Origin of the sequence: Lysinibacillus sp. NPDC093692, from assembly GCF_050280125.1 — a bacterium.
Taxonomy (GTDB): Bacteria; Bacillota; Bacilli; order Bacillales_A; family Planococcaceae; genus Lysinibacillus.
This window is the reverse complement of record NZ_JBNNUW010000022.1, coordinates 1-19,112: the sequence shown is the minus strand read 5'-3', so window position 1 is coordinate 19,112 and position 19,112 is coordinate 1. Positions and strand designations below refer to the sequence as shown.

The 19,112-nt window shown below is 33.9% G+C and carries 20 protein-coding genes and 1 pseudogene; 14 read left to right on the top strand and 7 right to left on the bottom strand.

Features of this window, described 5'->3' with window-relative positions:
- Positions 1-960: 960 nt before the first annotated feature.
- Positions 961-1,152: a hypothetical protein gene (locus ACQKN4_RS19685; protein WP_079561125.1), complete on the top strand. Its 192-nt coding sequence runs from the start codon at positions 961-963 to the stop codon at positions 1,150-1,152.
- Between the two features lie 301 nt (positions 1,153-1,453).
- On the top strand, positions 1,454-2,227 hold the full coding sequence (locus tag ACQKN4_RS19680; RefSeq protein ID WP_170938940.1) for a CsxC family protein: 774 nt from the start codon (positions 1,454-1,456) through the stop codon (positions 2,225-2,227).
- A 360-nt stretch (positions 2,228-2,587) separates the two neighbouring features.
- Here ACQKN4_RS19680 and ACQKN4_RS19675 read toward each other — a convergent pair whose 3' ends face one another.
- Both ACQKN4_RS19675 and ACQKN4_RS19670 read right to left on the bottom strand, forming a co-directional pair.
- Entirely contained in the window at positions 2,588-2,788 is a 201-nt protein-coding gene (locus ACQKN4_RS19675) for a hypothetical protein (RefSeq protein ID WP_079561128.1), read from the bottom strand.
- A 273-nt stretch (positions 2,789-3,061) separates the two neighbouring features.
- Entirely contained in the window at positions 3,062-3,298 is a 237-nt protein-coding gene (locus ACQKN4_RS19670; protein ID WP_427484586.1) for a DUF6176 family protein, read from the bottom strand.
- Between the two features lie 363 nt (positions 3,299-3,661).
- Here ACQKN4_RS19670 and ACQKN4_RS19665 point away from each other — a divergent pair, with 363 nt between their 5' ends.
- The 3 genes from ACQKN4_RS19665 to ACQKN4_RS19655 all read left to right on the top strand — a co-directional run bounded on the left by ACQKN4_RS19665 (position 3,662) and on the right by ACQKN4_RS19655 (position 5,641).
- Positions 3,662-4,549 (top strand): DMT family transporter, encoded by an 888-nt coding sequence (locus ACQKN4_RS19665; protein ID WP_427484585.1) that lies wholly within the window; start codon positions 3,662-3,664, stop codon positions 4,547-4,549.
- A 172-nt stretch (positions 4,550-4,721) separates the two neighbouring features.
- The gene (locus ACQKN4_RS19660; RefSeq protein WP_079561131.1) at positions 4,722-5,027 is read left to right on the top strand and encodes a hypothetical protein; all 306 of its coding nucleotides are present in this window, start codon (positions 4,722-4,724) and stop codon (positions 5,025-5,027) included.
- Between the two features lie 161 nt (positions 5,028-5,188).
- Positions 5,189-5,641, top strand: a complete 453-nt coding sequence (locus tag ACQKN4_RS19655) for an NUDIX hydrolase (RefSeq protein WP_079561132.1) — start codon at positions 5,189-5,191, stop codon at positions 5,639-5,641.
- Positions 5,642-6,056: 415 nt separating this feature from the next.
- Here ACQKN4_RS19655 and ACQKN4_RS19650 read toward each other — a convergent pair whose 3' ends face one another.
- Together ACQKN4_RS19650 and ACQKN4_RS19645 are read right to left on the bottom strand one after the other, a co-directional pair.
- Positions 6,057-6,308, bottom strand: coding sequence for a hypothetical protein (locus ACQKN4_RS19650; protein WP_170938941.1), 252 nt, complete (start codon positions 6,306-6,308; stop codon positions 6,057-6,059).
- 375 nt (positions 6,309-6,683) lie between these two features.
- Positions 6,684-6,827, bottom strand: a complete 144-nt coding sequence (locus tag ACQKN4_RS19645) for a YjcZ family sporulation protein (RefSeq protein WP_079561134.1) — start codon at positions 6,825-6,827, stop codon at positions 6,684-6,686.
- A 490-nt stretch (positions 6,828-7,317) separates the two neighbouring features.
- Between ACQKN4_RS19645 and ACQKN4_RS19640 the strand changes: the two genes are divergently transcribed.
- The 3 genes from ACQKN4_RS19640 to ACQKN4_RS19630 all read left to right on the top strand — a co-directional run bounded on the left by ACQKN4_RS19640 (position 7,318) and on the right by ACQKN4_RS19630 (position 9,849).
- Positions 7,318-8,175: a GRP family sugar transporter gene (locus ACQKN4_RS19640; protein ID WP_079561135.1), complete on the top strand. Its 858-nt coding sequence runs from the start codon at positions 7,318-7,320 to the stop codon at positions 8,173-8,175.
- Between the two features lie 15 nt (positions 8,176-8,190).
- Entirely contained in the window at positions 8,191-8,976 is a 786-nt protein-coding gene (gdh, locus tag ACQKN4_RS19635; RefSeq protein ID WP_079561136.1) for a glucose 1-dehydrogenase, read from the top strand.
- A 315-nt stretch (positions 8,977-9,291) separates the two neighbouring features.
- Entirely contained in the window at positions 9,292-9,849 is a 558-nt protein-coding gene (locus ACQKN4_RS19630; RefSeq protein WP_427484584.1) for a hypothetical protein, read from the top strand.
- Between the two features lie 68 nt (positions 9,850-9,917).
- On the opposite strand, the gene ACQKN4_RS19625 is transcribed toward ACQKN4_RS19630, so the two are convergent.
- Positions 9,918-10,046 carry a hypothetical protein gene (locus ACQKN4_RS19625; protein WP_427484583.1) on the bottom strand — a complete coding sequence of 43 codons (129 nt, stop codon included), beginning with the start codon at positions 10,044-10,046 and terminating at the stop codon, positions 9,918-9,920.
- Between the two features lie 88 nt (positions 10,047-10,134).
- Here ACQKN4_RS19625 and ACQKN4_RS19620 point away from each other — a divergent pair, with 88 nt between their 5' ends.
- Both ACQKN4_RS19620 and ACQKN4_RS19615 read left to right on the top strand, forming a co-directional pair.
- Positions 10,135-10,989, top strand: a complete 855-nt coding sequence (locus tag ACQKN4_RS19620) for a leucine-rich repeat domain-containing protein (RefSeq protein WP_427484582.1) — start codon at positions 10,135-10,137, stop codon at positions 10,987-10,989.
- 1,380 nt (positions 10,990-12,369) lie between these two features.
- A complete protein-coding gene (locus ACQKN4_RS19615) occupies positions 12,370-12,894 on the top strand; it encodes a GNAT family N-acetyltransferase (RefSeq protein ID WP_079561139.1) in 525 nt (174 codons plus the stop codon).
- A 126-nt stretch (positions 12,895-13,020) separates the two neighbouring features.
- On the opposite strand, the gene ACQKN4_RS19610 is transcribed toward ACQKN4_RS19615, so the two are convergent.
- Complete coding sequence (locus ACQKN4_RS19610; protein ID WP_079561140.1) at positions 13,021-13,125, bottom strand: YjcZ family sporulation protein; 105 nt, start codon at positions 13,123-13,125, stop codon at positions 13,021-13,023.
- A gap of 278 nt (positions 13,126-13,403) precedes the next feature.
- On the opposite strand from ACQKN4_RS19610, the gene ACQKN4_RS19605 reads away from it, so the two are divergent.
- Both ACQKN4_RS19605 and ACQKN4_RS19600 read left to right on the top strand, forming a co-directional pair.
- Entirely contained in the window at positions 13,404-13,814 is a 411-nt protein-coding gene (locus ACQKN4_RS19605) for an NUDIX domain-containing protein (protein WP_427484581.1), read from the top strand.
- Positions 13,815-14,168: 354 nt separating this feature from the next.
- Positions 14,169-17,216 carry an ATP-binding protein gene (locus tag ACQKN4_RS19600; RefSeq protein WP_427484580.1) on the top strand — a complete coding sequence of 1,016 codons (3,048 nt, stop codon included), beginning with the start codon at positions 14,169-14,171 and terminating at the stop codon, positions 17,214-17,216.
- Between the two features lie 469 nt (positions 17,217-17,685).
- On the opposite strand, the gene ACQKN4_RS19595 is transcribed toward ACQKN4_RS19600, so the two are convergent.
- Positions 17,686-17,865, bottom strand: coding sequence for a hypothetical protein (locus ACQKN4_RS19595; RefSeq protein ID WP_079561143.1), 180 nt, complete (start codon positions 17,863-17,865; stop codon positions 17,686-17,688).
- 338 nt (positions 17,866-18,203) lie between these two features.
- Here ACQKN4_RS19595 and ACQKN4_RS19590 point away from each other — a divergent pair, with 338 nt between their 5' ends.
- Both ACQKN4_RS19590 and ACQKN4_RS19585 read left to right on the top strand, forming a co-directional pair.
- A complete protein-coding gene (locus tag ACQKN4_RS19590; RefSeq protein ID WP_427484579.1) occupies positions 18,204-18,629 on the top strand; it encodes a MaoC family dehydratase in 426 nt (141 codons plus the stop codon).
- A gap of 99 nt (positions 18,630-18,728) precedes the next feature.
- Positions 18,729-18,976, top strand: a pseudogene (locus ACQKN4_RS19585) (transposase); the annotation flags it as partial.
- Between the last annotated feature and the right edge of the window lie 136 nt (positions 18,977-19,112).

The window sequence follows — 19,112 nt, the reverse complement described above, 5'->3', positions numbered from 1 at the left end:
AAAGATTTTCTTACAGTTCCCAAACAGCAAGATACTGAATAGTTGATTTATCAACGTTTTAAAGTCTTTTTTATTTTGTCAAGCTCAGTTAAATGACTGTAGGTATAAAGTGTTTGTTTTGTATCAATATGCCTGAGTTGTTCTTGAATGATTTTAAAATTACATTTTTACGTATCATATATGAAGTTAAATCTTGCCACAATTTCTTTCTATTTATTGGACATGCTATTTGGGTGTAAAGGGAATCCATTACTTTTCACAAATAACAGGTGTATTGGATTGATTTCATTATCAAGCATAGGTGTCCTTTTGGAAAAATTTGATCCAGAATTAAGAATAGTTGTTTTAACTAACTTTCACGATGTCTTTTTTCAACGTATGGAAGCTTGACTCCTTTCATTGGATTTTCTTGAATAACTCCCAGATCAATAGCTTTGGAAAAAATACTTTTCAATACTATGTATTTACCATTTAACGCTGTCTTGTTCTTTTTAAAAAAATTACAATATGAAATGGTTTCATTTTATTAATAAATTTAAGAATGACACGTTGTAAACATAATTCATAATTATTTCTAGACTTTACTGCTAAATCGACACATACATAAACCTCCATCCACCGTTGTACAATTTGTTCAAACCGATAAAACAACCAAAAATCGGCAGTTTTATCGGTGTTTAAACAAAAAGATTCCATATGTATTTAATTCCATCCCATATAGCTAAGGCTATGATTACTGCTAGAATTCCTTTGAAAATATCTTTCATTTAAGCACCTCCATTGAATTGGTTATTTATGTATTTACGGAAGAGGGTTATAAAAGTTTCATTTTTTTGTAGATACAAGCGAAATTGTAATCATTAACTGAACAATATGAGTAAGGTGCTACGTAAACGCAATGCATTAATTGACGAAACAGCCAAGCGATTAGCATGGGCCTAATTTATTAAGAATATATTAATGTGTTGGATAGAAAAGGGGATGGGGATTATTGGATTATTAAATATTATTACGACCGCTTTCGGGATTAGCATGATAACATTGTTTATTTTCCTTTGGTCAACTGATGAGGACAAATGGAGTTTAAAAGGTATATCTTCTTATGCAGTTCCTGTAGCATTTGTCTATTTTGTTGTTTTTGTGCTTGTGTAGAAGATTGAAATTTTTAGTATACAATATAGTGAAATTCCTAACGCTAGCGAAGTTCACTAAAAAACGTTGTAAATAAATGGAGTAATAACAAAAGCGCACGGAAATGGCTAAACGTTGATTAACTATACAATTAAAACCAGGTGATTTTGAACTTTGATGCTCAATTCTAATATTTTAAAAATTCATTTTTAAAATATTAGAAAATAACTAGTATACACATCCATACATAGATTTAATTGAGACATATCCTAGCAATATAGAGAGCGCTCTCTAATACTAAAAAATGAAAAGAGGAATTTTTTTGAGTGATCAATTAGAAAATCTAAATCAAATAGCACCTTGTCCAGTAACATCAACTGAACTAGTACCATTAGGTAGTGAGGCTACTCCACTAATCGCTACACCGGTTACAGCTCCAACTATTAAAATTCCAGTTGTACTTGCAGAACCAACACTTCAAATAGTTGTGGAATCAGATATTACGCTGAATCCTGCTGCAACTGAAATCAAAAGAGTGAAAAAACATGTATTCCTAAATCAAGTTAAATTAGTACCTGTTAGATTTGCACGTATTGATAATACTGACTTTTTTAGGGTAACAAGAGCTAAATTATTTGTAGCCGGACATATTCGTAAAAATATTGAATATGCTTCAGCGGCATGTAATGGAGCGCTACAAGATAGAATTGCGGATGTTCCGTTTTCTGGCTTTACAGAACTATTCTTCCCACAAACACCTGGAGGTACTACTCCAATTTTAGGAATTTCCGAGTTTGCCGAAGCGAACTTCCTGAATGAACGTACTCAAATGGATGCTCGCTTGGATAAGGCTTTCTTCCAAAATCTCGTTAAATACAATGAACAACCATTTGGCGAGTTAGTCGCTGCAAACTTCTTTGAACTTGATTTTTCACCAATTATGGCATCACCTGAAGGTACTTTCAGCACATTGCGTGAAAAAATTGTTCTGGATCTTACAGTAAAAGTACTGCAAGTTCAACAAGTCCGCCTTGGAGCTGGTAGTACTGTAGTTACTCCTGTTCTTTACGGACTTACTCCTCCTACTAGTCCTTGATAATCTCTAGTTTTTAGAGGTAAAGAACAAATAAAAAAGGTAGTTGAAAATTCGGTTGAATCTGAATTTCAACTGCCTTTTTGCAATTTAAAAAACAAGATGTATTAGAAGGTATGTAATTTGGGAAGGCTAGTAGGTTGCAAAAGGACATTTTTCAACAGTTCCCGAAAAAGATATCGAACAAATTAAATCGATAGAACGCATAATAAAAAGATTTATCATCATTATTAGAACAATCGATTTAAAAGCTTTTCATTAAGACAGTAAAGCTTGATTTGTAATGTTGAGATTAGGCATGAATGACAATTCTTGTTGCATTTGTGTTTCGAATAGCTCTGTTAAATTAAAAAAATAGGATGTCTATTCGCAATCCATGTCCATTACGATACTGTAGGAAATATCGAGTCTAGAACTAACCCAAGCCTTAAAAATATGTTCTATTTTCTTTTTAAGTTCTTCTGTGCCCATATTCTCATCAATACCCAATTCTTCTAAAGTAAACGTTTCTTGTATTCTATCTTTATATTTAGTATCAACCGCAAAAGTAACAGTTTTCTTCATAAGAGTATCCTCCAATCCATTAAGGAGTAGCATAGCAGAAAGTAAGCGGTTGAGGAAAGGTAAATGGTTTAATCTTAATGAACGGTAAAAAGTCTACTGTAGAGGCGTTAAACCAAGAGGAGTGGCATCATTTACATCATTGCTTCGGCGTTATTTGAGGAGCTATAGGGAGATTTAGGAATCCACCCAAAGGGACTTGCAGATTTGAAATGCAATCCTAAACGCAAGTCCTTATCTTTTTAAACTCAAATTTTCATTTGTTTAAGAAAGTGTTTAATTCATAGAATTTCGTACTTTTTCAGGAATCATCACTACTTCAGTTTGTAAATCTACAGGTTTAAAGGTTTTATCAATACAATCATCCCAGTATTCAATATGTTTTTTATCAATCCAATGTTCTAAGTCATCAACATCAATTCCACCTGACCTTTGAACAACATACCAATACAAATATTCCTCGCCATTTAATACTTCACGAAAAATTGTTTCAACGTACATTTGTTTATCCATATTAATCCCACTATGTTTTAACATAATATATATTATTTTCGCATTATTCTGAATTTTATTTAATCAATCGGTGAAGAACGGACCCTACTGTTGTATTGTGATAAGGTGAAGGTATGTAAGACAAGATTGATAGGGGGTATCCTGAATCTTTATTTCTAATTTTATTGGATTAAATACGATAGCTTCAAGAAATCTAATGAAATAGATGCAGGATATGGAAGAAACCTTTTTACAAAGATGATATGCGATGATACTATATATTAGGCGGTGATTTCAAGGGGAGAGAATTATTTCCTATAATTATTAAATATTCTCTTTCGATATTTCGTCAATTAAAGAACGACAGAAGGTATAGTAAATATCGTGACAAATCTAATGTATGTATTTTGTTTAATAGTTTGGGGACTTAATTTTATTGCAGTGAAAATTCAAGGAACGCCAGTGAGCTTAGAATTATCCTTGACTTATCGATTAGTTATTACTGCATTTTTATTTATTGCACTAGTATTGTTTCTTAAGCCAAAAGGGAAGCCAACACGTAAAGATATACCTTTTATCATGGTGTTTGGTGTATGTAATTTTGCTTTAAGTTATTTATGCTTATACTACGCAACAATATTGAGCTCAGCAGCAATTGTAACATTAATCTTTTCTTTAAAAGTGATATTGACTCCGCTAGCTCTTCGGATTTTCTTAAAAGAGCAACTACATCCTCGTGTTTTGTTTGGAGGGGTGTTAGGAGTGGTGGGTGTTTGTGTCCTCATTTATCCTTCTTTAAGTAGTTTTTCTAGCTTAGATGTTTTAAAAGGTATTTTGATTGCTCTTTTAGGTACAGTACTTACTGCTATTGGTGATGTAAGTTCTGCAAGGAATGCCAGAGGAAAGATTGACCCTATTTATTCGAATGCTATTGGCTTTACTATAGGGAGTATTTTAATGTCAGTCATTGTATTGTTCCAGGGGCAAAAGATCATAATCCCTACATCAATAACATACATATCAGCTTTATTGTACTTAACATTGATCGCTTCTTTCCTAGCGTGGCTATTTTATTTAAAGCTTGTTGAAAGAATAGGCGCTGCAAGAAGCGGGTACATGGTAGCTTTATTTCCGGTAATTGGGGGTATAGCTTCTGTTCTAATTGGTGAATCACCTCTTTCGATGTATTTGATCATAGGATGTCTGTCAAGTTGTATAGGTGCAGCTATAGCTTTAGGATTTAGAATTCCCCGTAGAATTAAGCAAATATAATTCTAGTTTTTGCGACAGCGTAAATGATCTAAGGAAGTATGGTAATAGTAGTCCACTCAGAAATGGGTGGATTTTTGTATGTGTTATTTCATTTTCTACTAAGTAATTCCTTTGGGACTAGCAACACTGAGTTATTTAGGATTTGAAAGGTAAATGAAAGGAGGATTCTATTTTGAAAAAGACAATTAGTTTATTCATCACGCTTCTTCTATTTTGCAGTTTGTTAGTTATGTGTAAAAGTGAAGTGAAGGCTACTTTTGTAGGGGTAATTGAGGAGATGGTAAACGATCGGAAAGCCGTAGTATATGTAACTGAATCAGAAAATAATGCGGTTTACGGAATTGTTTATGTAAATCTTGCAAAGAATCCCGACGAAACATTTAAAGTTGGTGATAAAGTAAAAGTCGGTTATAACGGAAAAGTACAAGGTACGGCACCAATGGCTGTTACTACACTTACTGTTGAATTAGTTGAGTAATATAATAGTGTACAATGTGACATTGCATTTTAAAATTTGATCATTACTCTGCTTTTCTCGAAAGTCTAGTGAAAGAGAAAATTATGAGGCCTGATTTTATTATCTCATGTTACGTCAACATGAGGTAATAAACTAAAATAATTGTAATTGGAGGAACACAAATGTCTGAAGATTTAACAGTAAAAATGAACGCAGGAAAGCTGAACATTCGGGTTGCAGCATGGATTGTTCACGACGACAACCTATTAGTAAGTCAATTTCCTGACGGGTCAATTTCTTTGCCAGGAGGAAGAGTACAGTTAAGAGAAACTAGTATTGAGGCAATCGAGCGTGAGATATTGGAAGAAACGGGAGTGCAACTAGGTACCCAGAAATTATTTGCGGTAATCGAAAACTTCTTCCACGATAAGGATTATTTTCACGAGATTTTATTTATTTACCGTGGTCAAATTCCAATTCAGCCTAACTATAACGGACAGGATTCCAGTAGTCAAAAAATTAGTTGGCTCCCTTTGGCACAAGTGAATGAGTTGAAACCAGATATTCTCGTTAAATTATCCCAAATTGTAGAGGTAGAGAAACTACATCACTTCACAAATATTGAAGTAAGATAACCCTGCTATTGCTCTTATAAAGTAGAGGTACCTCAATACCTAAACACAAAATAAAAGGACTAGTATGTATGGAGTTCTACACACAAGCACTAATGCTGAAGGGCTAATAATTTTGATAGGTGATAATAGATTTTTATTTTTTAAAAATGGTTGTATTATCTATACGAATAGAATCAACTTCACCGCAATTTAAACAAAATGTATATATTTTATTTGCCCCCTTACATGAAACTTTACTTGGCGTCTGTAGCTTCTGTAAATTGGGTATTTCCACATCTCTTACATTTTTTATTGGTCATGTATTTCACTCCTCAAACGTCCTTCTTTCTACAGTGAAATTGTAACATAGATAGAGCGGCGTTTTGGGAGAGCATATAGGCATTTGCGTAGACTGATAATCCTTAAATAGCATAACCTATATCGATATCGAAAGGAGGAAAAAATATGCAATACGATTACAGGCATGATGGTCGTGGGGGACAACATGGTGGCAGACATCCATATTACCCGGTTTCGCCAACTCATTTTTATCCGAGCCATCACTATCCATCCCATCATTTCTACCCAATGCATTACTACCCAACGCATCAGCGCTATCCACACCACCATCACCAACAACACCACCACCATCATCACCAATACCCACAACAGCCCTATCCGAACCCACGCTATTACTAAACAGGAAACGACAAGATCTTTATAAGGGTGATCGTTCCTTTTTCACGATTGTTAAGGTTTATATTGAACGGATCATTGGAGGAAAGTGATCCGCTTAATGAAGGTATAGGGATAACTTAGTATTTAATAATAAATTTAGCTAGTGCTGACAATACTTATGAATAAAATATAAAGAAAAATTGTTGATATTGAAATTTTTTGAGGATTGCTGGGGAAGTGTGGACAAATTGGATCATTAAACAAAGTATACTTGAGTTAAATAGTTAAAAAGGTCACTCTGTGAAAGTGACCTTTAATGAAGAGGTGTAAGGCTTAAAGCAAACACGCTTTATTATTTTAATAGCTCAAAATAATTATTAAAAGATTAATACATGAATGTAGTGCCGACAATAATTAAAAGAATGAACAGAACAACAATTAAAACAAATGTTGAACCGTTATTGCCACCTCCATAGCTATAACCTCCGTAGCAACAATTGTTGTTATAATTGCCACTGAACCATCCCATGATGCATTCCTCCTTTCTACATCTATAATATGTATCGATATAGAAAGTGGGGAAGGTATTTATCCAACAAAAAGTACCTTAACATTATAATATTTGGAAATTAATTATTGCTTAATTTACTTTGAAAAAAAGGGCCACTGTATAGGAGTGACCCTCAGTAACAAGGCGGTGTAAGCTAAAAAATTAGCTGTATACTATTAATATGATGAAATAACTCTTTTGTATAGTGGATTGCCTTAGGAATTAAATTATAAATAATAATGTGAAAAATGCACCATGCAAATAGGGATTTCTATAAGACCAAGATAGCTTAATGGCCATCTTGGTCTATTTTGTGTGACGAAAGTGGAAGTATTACATAACAAATTAAACCAACTTCAAAGGTGGTTCTAAATAAAGTATAAAAAGTTTCACTAGGCGCAACATAAAAAAGTATTATAGATGTTTTGTTAAATCAATTAAAGCGTTTAGAGAGGTGAAAGATTTAAAAATGGATATCATCCTAGCGTTGTTACCAGCTCTCTTTTGGGGAAGTATTGTATTATTTAACGTCAAGCTCGGTGGTGGACCGTATAGTCAAGTACTTGGAACAACATTTGGTGCACTTATTTTCTCTATAGGTATTTACTTTTTTGTAAAGCCTGAGTTATCCCCATTAGTGTTTGGAGTCGGAATTGTATCAGGTCTTTTTTGGGCATTAGGTCAGGTAAACCAATTAAAAAGTATTGATTTAATTGGGGTTTCAAAAACAATGCCCATTTCAACAGGGATGCAATTGGTAGCAACGACTTTATTTGGCGTAATCGTGTTTCATGAATGGTCGACAACAATGTCGGTTATATTAGGTGTTCTTGCACTTATTAGTATCATCATTGGTATTGTTCTCACATCACTTCCTAATCCAGAAGAGAAAAAAGAAGATCACGGAAGCAATTTGAAAAAAGGGATTTTAATTTTACTTGTTTCAACTTTTGGTTATTTAGTATATGTGGTAATAGTACGTTTATTTAATGTAAGTGGATGGTCTGCTTTATTGCCACAAGCAATCGGGATGGTAATAGGTGGAGTTTTATTAACATTTAAGCATAAACCATTTAATAAATATGCGATTCGTAATATTATTCCTGGTTTAATATGGGCTGCCGGAAATATGTTTTTATTTATATCACAGCCGCGTGTAGGCGTCGCAACTAGTTTTTCTCTTTCTCAAATGGGGATTGTCATCGCTACTTTAGGTGGAATTTTTATATTAGGTGAGAAAAAAACAAAAAAACAATTCATCGCCATTATTATCGGGATTGTTTTTATAGTCGCTGCTGGAATTATGTTAGGAATTGCGAAAAGATAAAAAGGAGGATCTTGTATGTATCCAGATTTAGAAGGGAAAGTTGTTGTCATCACAGGCGCTGCAACGGGGCTAGGAAAAGCAATGGGCATTCGCTTTGGAGAGGAAAAAGCGAAAGTAGTTATTAATTATCGTTCCAATGAAGCGGATGTAAATGCTGTAGTGGAAGAGGTTAAAAAAGCTGGTGGGGAGGCCATTGCTGTACAAGGTGATGTTACAGTTGAAGCGGATGTCATTAATCTCGTTCAAACAGCTATAAAAGAGTTTGGAACACTCGATGTGATGATTAATAATGCAGGTATAGAAAACCCAGTCGCTTCTCATGAAATGCCGTTAAGTGATTGGAATAGAGTCATTAGTACAAATTTAACGGGTGCGTTTTTAGGAAGTCGAGAAGCCATTAAATATTACGTCGAAAATGACATTAAAGGAACAGTTATCAATATGTCCAGTGTGCATGAGGTAATTCCTTGGCCGTTGTTTGTGCATTATGCCGCTAGTAAAGGGGGCATTAAGTTAATGACAGAAACATTAGCCTTAGAATATGCGCCAAAGGGAATTCGTGTCAATAACATTGGACCAGGAGCAATCAATACGCCTATAAATGCTGAGAAATTTGCTGATCCAGCTAAACGTGCCGATGTTGAAAGCATGGTGCCGATGGGATATATCGGAAAGCCAGAAGAGATCGCTGCAGTCGCAGTATGGCTTGCTTCATCACAGGCTAGTTATGTAACAGGTACTACTCTATTTGCGGATGGTGGAATGACTTTATATCCTGAATTCCAGGCTGGGCGTGGATAACTAAAGATGTGTAAAAAAGGTATCAAGGTTTCTTGATGCCTTTTTGCCTTACATAATTTACAACAGAGAGTTTTGAAGAAATGTCGCCTGAAAATATAGTAGTGGAAGAAGATACGCCCCTCATGCTCAGTGGGATGTATAGGAAAATAATAATAAGAAAAATATATTGATATTATTCATAAGCAGAATTAGGTAAAGCACTTAATAGTCTTGTTATTTATATACTACAGCCTATGTACAAATAACCTAAACCCTATAAATGATTTATCATATTCTAGTATTATTATCTATCGATTGAAAAGAGGTAAGACACTGATGAATACTTCCTGCAATTGTGATTGTAAAAATGTATTTCGATCAAATAAAGTATCTTCTTGTCCAATTTGTCAAAATAGCTCTGTTAGGCTTCCTGTTCCAAGTAATTTTACGACAGGAGCAATATGGAGAAATCCAGCTACAGAGACGATTGTTGTCACACTTTTAAATAAAACAGACGCACCACAAACAGTAACTGTATCGGTATTAGATTGGCAAAATTGTGCTCAAGAAGAGATGCCAAAAGAAGCTTTCTTATGTGGAGAATCGCAGCCTTCACTTTTTAATGGAACGCCAGTGCCTCTTATTTTTACTATTCCAGCAAAAAAACTACTTGTCGTTCATGCAACTCCGCAAAATCCTTGGCTACCCACTGATCCATGTTATGAAGTACTGGTGACATTGCCAAGTGATCCAGTCATTCCTTTCTTTCCTGGTGACCCTGTTATCCCAAGTGATCCATGTATTGTAAATACTTGGGGTATTAACGATTTAGGTATACCTCAAGAAGGAAATACGGTGTTCCATCGTCAGTTTCAACGAACTATTTTTATTTAACTTCTTTCAGCGAGTGTCATGGAATCGGAAAAGAGTTCCTATAGGATGGTAGTCTAAAATTATCGCATCTAAAATGCGATATCGCTAAATGACCTGTAACGTGTTACTGGACGAAAGCCTTGTGTAAACGTAGCGGCAGCATCAAAGGTCTTCGGAGAGACAGCTACAATTACGCCATGAAGAAATCGATTTCTCACATCGACTACTTGTAAATCTGAAACACTTGTTCTATTCTAAAGAAGAATAACAAGTTAAGATTTTGAGATTGAAGTGGGAGGAAAGAGCATGAAAATAAACTTATCACAGAAGAATTTACAAACTTTGCCTATCATAGAGGAAGAACTAATAAATGAAATAAAAGAATTAAATCTTTTTGATAATGATTTAATAAAAATACCTGAAAAAATATTTGAGATGGCTAGTATGGAGATATTGAACATCTCTGTCAATAAGATTTGCCAGATGCCTTCAAAAATAATGAATTTAACAGAGCTTAGAATGTTAGATGTAGGGCATAATGCCATAGACCGTATTCCTCCCGAAATCGGTCACCTTATGAATATGGAAGATTATTTGTATTTTCATAACAATAAATTGCAATCAATTCCACGTGAAATCGGTCAACTGACAAAAGTGAAATATTTAAATTTAAGTGATAATAGTTTAAAAAAATTGCCCGAGGAAATTGGAAATTTAACCAAACTAGTAGAGCTACGTGTAATGAATAATCAATTAACAGAGTTGCCAAATAGAATAGGTAATTTAACTAATTTAAGAGAATTACATTTGAAAAATAATCAAATTACATCTCTTCCTGAGAAATTTGGAGAATTAGCTTTATTACGAGTTTTAGATTTAGAAGAAAATCAATTAGAAGAAATACCACATTCTTTAAATAAATGTAAAAAATTAAGACGATTGAATTTGAGACATAATCAATTAAAAACATTGCCTGAAGATATAGGTAATTTACAAAATTTGTTGGAAATAGACTTGAGAAGTAATCAACTTTTAGAGTTACCTATATCCCTAATGGATATCAAAGATTTAGAACGTCTAGATTTAAGATGGAATCATCAATTGAGTGTCCCTAGTTGGATAGAGGTATTAGAAGAAAGAGGATGTATTGTATATTTGTAGACTTTAAAAACCGAGCTTCGAGAACAGGTGGTTGTAATCTAAACCTTCCAAATAGTACAAGATCAAGTGTTGTTTACGGTTTGTCTAGAAAGTGTATAGAATAATGAAGTAATATATGCATGTAATCTTGTCAGAGGACCAGCCATTCATTAATAAAATGAGTTCTGGTCTTTTTGTATTTATTATTTGAAATCGAATCTGAAGAACAACTTTGAACATGAATAAAATGGCTCCATCTGACTATGGATAGTTGACATATATAGAAAACAAGTCATCCTGGTTAGAATTTTAAGTTGTAAGAGATTTAATAATAGTAAGTAAACTGGAATGTGAAATAGGCTCCTCAATGAATAGCCTTATATGTACAGAGGAAAATTTCTTAGTGATGCAAAGTATGGTTCTTTTCATGATATTCCACGTAATAAAAGGACAGTTTATAAATGAAGTGAAAGAAAAAACAAATGTTTATTGAGGATATGAAAAGTTTTAATTCAATTATCGTAGAATCGAAGTATTTTAATCGTCTATTAGGAAGCGTGAGATAAGGTTAGTACATTCCAATGAAGAATATTAAAACATAAAAAAGGACTTCCGTTATTGGTTCTATTCATACACGCAAGCCCTAGAATGGAGACAAACATTACTTGTCAATTGTCTGTTATCCCATTTTAATGCTTTATGTTAAAGTTAAACACCAACAAAGTGGTTCAAAACAGAATATATACTGAGCGATTAGGATTAATGCGACGCACCGCTCCATATTAATGTTCTTAATAAATACACCAAGCCAATACCGGCAATAATCAAAAGAATGAATAGAACAATAGCAAAGGCGAAATTCGTCCCTGATCCAAAAGATGAATAATTCAATGCAGCTCCCTCCTTCTTGTATAAAGAAAAGGTAGTATATTTTATCAAACGCTGTAACAACGTCGCAGCCTTTATTAAAAGAGTGATTTACGGCATTCACATCTACTTAGTTTTTTCGAACACGTTAATTGAATGTAGGATTTCCCACCTCATCAAGCTAATCGTACAATCGAATACTGATCAGTTACATTTATAGAGGTGTCTTCACGGGCGCACTAGGATACTTCCTTTTTAAATGTATACTATGTTTTACAGAGTAACGAACTCAGGGCCAATTACCTTTATGAATGGGGGAATTAATCCTCAATGATTGATAAAAGGGTTCAGCACTGCAAGTTAAGGATGAAGTTGCTCAATTGATTGGAAAGACCATTTCATAATCTATCTATATAAATCTATATTTTTACATTTGTTGATAAAAAAGTATTGTTCTATCTAAAAAATATGTACCAATACTCACCATTTTTGTATAGAATCTAAGATAACTTATTTGGAAATGGAGTGAAGAAGATGTTTCCTATTTTAGATACTGAACGATTAGTGTTAAGAGAACTTACTGAACATGACGCCCAAGAAGTATTAAACTGTTTTTCAAATCCTGATGTATTACGCCACTATGGGCAGAATCCTTTAACAAATATAGAGCAGGTTAAACAAATAATTAAAAATTTTTCAAAGAATTATGATGAAAAACGTGGAATTAAATGGGGAATTTCATTAAAAGGACAAGAAGGTATTATTGGCACTATCGGTTTTCAAGAGTGGTCGACTGAGCATAAAAGAGCTGAAATCAGCTATGCACTTTTTCCTGAGAGCTGGGGAAAAGGGTATGCACAGGAGGCTGTTAATAGAGTCCTATCATTTGGCTTTCAAGAGATGGATTTATTGCGTATTGGAGCTATTGTTTTTACTGAAAATGAAGCTTCAAATAAACTATTAACCAAATTAGGCTTTGAAAAGGAAGGGATATTAAGAAATTATATGCACCAAAACGGTGTTCCGTATGACACTAATATTTTTTCTCTAATTAAATAGAATGTAAGTATAAAAAAGGGTCACTGGAGGAAGGTGACCCTTAGTCATTCATAAAGAAGGTATAGGGATAAATTAGTATTACTCTAGGAAAAATATGAGCAATAGAGATATTGGCGGTGTCGTTTATTAGTAACTAATGAAAGTAGCGCCAACGATAATTAAAAGGATGAATAATACAACAATTAGGGCAAAAGTAGACCCTGAGCCGTAACCATTGCTTGAACAACTCATAATTACTCCCTCCTTTCTACAATATATAATACGTAAAGCAGTAAAAAGGAGAGATGGTAATCATCTAACTTGTAAAAATAAATAATGGAATATAGTTAGAAATAATTCTCCCTATATTTTTACATTAAATTTTACGAGTATTATAGTTATGAAGATGGCATCTACTACTTAGCGGAGTATATGACCTTCGTAAGTAACCATTCACACTACATATATTACATATCAAATTGAAGTTTTATACATTGGATAGCGGCTAGTTATTATAGGAGGAAATACAAATGGAAAAAGTGAAATCACCAAAAGTTGGCGTTGGGGCAGTTATTCTAGATAAGACTAACAAAGTTTTACTCGTTTTACGTAAAAAAGCACCTGAAGCAGGCAGTTGGAGCTTACCGGGTGGCAAAGTTGACTATATGGAAACAATAGAAAATGCGATTATACGTGAAATAAAAGAAGAGCTTGGAGTGGACATCGAAATTACACAATTGGTATGTGTGACCAACCATATTATACATTCAGAAGATGTTCATTATGTAGCGCCTACTTTCTCTGCTCATATTACGAACGGTGAAGTAGAAAATAGAGAACCGTATGCTTTAGAGAAAGTGCAGTGGTTTTCAATAAATGAAATTCCAGAAAATATTACAATGACTACAGAATACGCACTGAAACAGTTAAAGCTTATGTAATATAGGGGAAATATACGTATAACTTAATTTGAACTGGGTGGACGCTTCATGACCCGGTTCTTTCTTTTAACATCTAATGGAACACCTTCTTTTCGATAAAATGGAAGTAAGTGTAGCATAAATATATCAGCTTTTATTAAACCACCTATTAAACTATTATCGACATGATAATCTTGCAACATTGTAAAATTTGGCATGTTAGGATAATATATCGTAGGAGGTGCAGTTTGGCCTAAGGGCTTGTGGTAATAAACCACAAATTACCTTTTGACAATTATTTTGATGAAAAAAAGAAAAATTGTTCTCATCGTTTGCGTGTTTATTATCTTTCTAACAGGCTCACGAGTTTTATGGTTGGAATTATTTAATAATTCAGATCAACCACATGCTGTAAAAGGGCAAATGGATTTAAGGAATTGGAATTTTAATGATGAACATGCCATTACACTCGATGGAGAGTGGGAGTTTTATCCTAATAATTGGTTGATTAATGAAGAAAAACACTTAGAATTTAAAAAGGTTCAATCTACATACATACAGGTTCCTAATAGGTGGAATTCTGCTTTACAAGAGGAAGAGACGAGTCCTTATGGTTACGGTTCTTATCGATTAAAATTACTGGTCAATCCGGAAGAAAAAATAACCTTCAGTATACGAGTTCCCAGCGTTCGGAGTTCCTCAGAACTATATGTAAATGGACGACGGTTAGCAAAATCAGGTGAAATAGGGGAGAACGCAGAAAATACAATTGCCAAAAACGTTCCATATACTGCTTCCTTTGAATCAAACGGTCATAAAGAAATCGAAATTATTGTTCAGGCTTCTAACTTTAAGGATCCTCGTGGCGGTGGAATTTCTCGCTCCATTAAATTAGGAAAAGAAGATATATTAGGTAGGGAAACGCAATTGTCGATAGCTATGCAACAACTAGTTGCAATAGTTTTTTTAATACATGCGATCTATTCCATCATTTTATTTTTTGTAGGAAGCATGGAAGATAGAAGATTACTTTACTTTTCTCTGTTATCAATGTGCATTATGAATTATTACTTATTAGGAAGCGATGACAAATTATTATCTTATTGGTTTTTGATTAACTACGACTGGGGCTTTAAATTAGCTCATCTTGTTATGGTAGGGATAGGCTTTTCACTACTTCAATGCATAAAACATTGGTTGCCACAACATGTGAGAAAATATATAAGTTGGTTTAGTATTATCTGTGGTATAACCTCTTTATTGACGATCTTACTACCTACACGCTATATACTATTTAATCAAGTCGTTTATATTATTATAATAGCAATCGCATTGGTTATAACGATCCTAACAGTAATGCAAAAATCTATTAAAGAGATTAGAAGTAATATTGTTTTACTTCTTGCCACTTTAGCATTTAGTAATAATCTTATTTGGGATGGTCTTCTTCTCATTTTTGGAGTAAAAGTGATTATGTATCCAATTGATCTAATTATAACGATGACTTGTTTGGCTATTTTGTGGTTTAAAGGATATGCTAGGGTTTATTCAGATACGAAAGAACTTGCAACCAAGCTCCAAAAGACTGATAAGTTAAAGGATGAATTTCTTGCTAATACTTCTCATGAATTACGAAATCCACTTCATGGGATCCTTAACATATCTAAAGCTGTTTTGGAAAGAGAAGAACGTGTACTCAGTGACAAAAGTGTCAAGGATTTAGAAACAGTGCTGTCTGTAGGAAGTCGTATGTCACTTATGTTAAATGATTTACTAGATGTCATGAGTTTAAAAGAAAATAATCTTAAACTAAAGTTTAGAACTGTTTCGATTCACGCAGTTGTATCGGGTGTATTAGATATGCTCTATGTTATGAGTGACGGAAAACAGATTCAGTTATTGAATCAAATCCCTAAAGATTTCCCGAAAGTATTGGCTGATGAAAATAGAGTGATTCAAATTGTTTTCAATTTACTTCATAATGCGGTGAAATACACGAACGAAGGTGAAGTAAAGATCTCTGGTCATGTAAGAAATGATATGGCGGAAATTGTGATTTCGGATACTGGTATTGGAATCGATGAGAAAACCATTGAACGTATATTTGAACCTTATGAGCAGGGTACCTATAGTAAGGAGGCAATGATAGAAGGCGGATTTGGGCTAGGACTAAGTATTAGTAAACGTTTGGTTGAACTACATGGAGGAACATTACGGGTAAAATCAGCTGTAGGGAAAGGGTCAGAATTTACGTTTACCCTACCAATATCTGACGGAACGGATGAGCAAACAAATGTAGCACCGCTATCAGATGTGAACGAAGTATCAGCGGTAGTGACTCCTGCAAATCCATTTGATGATCGAATTGAAAATCATTCAATCATGGAAGCGAATCGACCTAGAGTATTGGTTGTCGATGATGATCCAGTTAACTTAAGAGTTATCGAAACAATACTTTCCATAGAAAAATACGACTTAGTATCTGTTACAAGCGGTAATAAAGCTCTCGAAATATTAATGTCACAAGAGTGGGATTTAGTCATATCAGACGTAATGATGCCAAATATGTCTGGGTACGAATTAGTACGTACAATTCGTCAGCAATTTTCAATAACTGAACTACCAGTTTTACTTCTCACAGCAAGAAGTCAGCCGCAAGACATTAAAAATGGTTTCTTATCTGGTGCGAATGATTACGTCACAAAACCAGTGGACGCTTTAGAGCTAAGATCAAGAGTGAAAGCACTAACCGACGTTAAACAATCTGCACAACAACGGCTTCGAATGGAGGCAGCATGGCTTCAGGCACAAATACAGCCCCATTTTTTATTCAACACATTAAATGCGATTATCACGTTAAGTGAAATTGATATCGAGCGTACTAGTAAGCTACTTGAAGCACTAAGTGATTTTTTAAGGGAATCCTTTAAGTTTCAAAATATTGATGAGCTTGTTCCACTGGAGGACGAAGTAAATCTTGTTCGATCTTATTTATACATTCATAAGGAACGTTTCGGGGAGCGGATAAACGTAACGTGGAATCTGAACGTTTCCACAGACGTCATGATACCATCACTGACCATCCAACCATTAATTGAAAATGCTTTGAAACATGGGATATTGCCCCGTGAAAGTGGCGGGAATATTCATATTAGCATTGAAGATTTCGACACGTATATTGAGATCTCTGTGTCAGATAATGGTACTGGAATGGATGAAGCTACGATGGAACGTTTACTTGAAAGAAAATCGGAGACTTCAACTGGCATTGGATTGCTTAATACAGATCTTCGCTTAAAACAACATTACGGTAAAGGACTTCAAATTAAAAGTAAGCCAAAGCATGGTACAACCATATCGTTTGTAGTTCTTAAAAAGAAAGAAAAATCAAAGCAATTTAAGCGTGAACTGTTGGTAAAATAAGAACATTCAATAGGTGCCACCCCTCATTTCATAATGGGGGGTAGTTATATAAATATACTGTCCATTTAAAATCCTGTTTCTGCAGGATTTTTTCTTTAATTATGGAAAGAGTAAGGAAAAGATAATAAAAAGAAGGATAGATACAGGAAGTGTTATTTAAGTTATCAAGTTATTTTAAAATATACATCACCTAAAATAGTCCAACAACATTCAGACATATTTTTTGTTGGTTTTTTACATAATAATCAAAACAGTAGAATGCAGGAATCGATGATGAAATATTGTCCACTATCTTATTTCCGTCTAAGCTAAGGAGCCTAATGTATGCAAACCTACATCCAAATGATAGGATGAATCGTCTTTGTCAGGTACTTGAATCCAATAGTAAGTTTCCATTGTGACGTAACTTTATAATGGATTTTATAAAAACAAGGACAGATAACCTTAATTAGTCATCTGTCTTCAGTAATCATTTTGTAAACGGATCTTCCGCTTCATATAGATAACTTTTCTCAAAATTTTCTTTTGTTTCTGCAAAAACGGTTTTCTCCTTTGCTTCTGCTTGTTCACTAGCTGGAGCTTCATCGTGAGAGGAACAGGCGGTTAGTAAGAACGCAGTCAGTGCCCCTAAGTACAAGAATTTTTTCATTGCTACAACCTCCGTTATTGTTTGTTACGTTTTAGATTGTGCAATTACACTTAGAATATAACGGAAAAGGTGATGATAAAAATTTCTTTTGAAACAAAAAATGAAAAATAAACGTTTAACAATAAAAAGGGATATTGCGTGAAAAAAATTTAAGGATTCATCACAATTTGCGGATTAGTATTAATAGGTTGCTCACATCAAGAATTATAAATACCAATTATAAAAACTCAATAGAAGAAGGTAACTCTAAGAACTGTTGAAAAGTAATACTAACCATTAATAGTAGGTGCTAGAATAGACTAAGTAATCGTATTAATTAATATTTAAGAGGTGTTTTTATGAAGTTAGATGAATTTACAATTGGAGATGTGTTCGAAACTAAACCATACAAATTAACAAAAGAGGATATTATGAGGTTTGCAGGTGAGTTTGACCCCCAATATATGCATTTAGATGAGGAAAAAGCAAATCAGGGAAGTTTTAATGGAATCATTGCTTCTGGGATACATACACTAGCTATTTCATTTAAGCTATGGGTTGAAGAAGGTAAATATGGTGAGGATGTTATTGCAGGAACAAGAATGAATAATATTAGATTTATAAAGCCGGTGTATCCTGATGATGAACTACATATCATTGTAAAGGTTATAGATAAGAAAGCAACAAAGAATGAAATGGGTATCCTAACGGTATTGTTATCTACTTTCAATGATAAGGAAGAAAAAGTTTTTGAGGGAGAATTATCTGCATTGATAAATCGATGAAGGTTATTTTAAATTATTGAACACCACCAGTTAATAGTAATTCAATTAAAGGGGGCAATTCTTAAAAGGAATTGTCCCTTTTTCGCTAACATTGCTATTTCAGGAAAATTCACAGCGACAACGAATCGGATTATTAAACGTGGTTCTAGTAGGCTAAGGCACAGTTTATATTTAGCTGTTTTTGTGTGGAATAAGAAGCTCTAGAAATAAAAAACTCAAAGTTTTATGACAAGAAACGGTCAGAAGGAAAACCTTCAAAAGTTGCGTTAGTTGCTTGTATTAATAAACTTCTTCAATGGATATATGCTTTATTAAAGAGGAAAGAAGTTTTCCTTAATTTATCTTAATTTATTAAATTGACCATTAGATGAAAAGCCTCCCACAAAACTGAAGTGACCCCTAAAAGTTAGACACGGTTATTTCATTAGGCAGCTTGAGTAAAATGAGTTCGGTATTGAACCGGACTCATTTTTAATTTTGCCT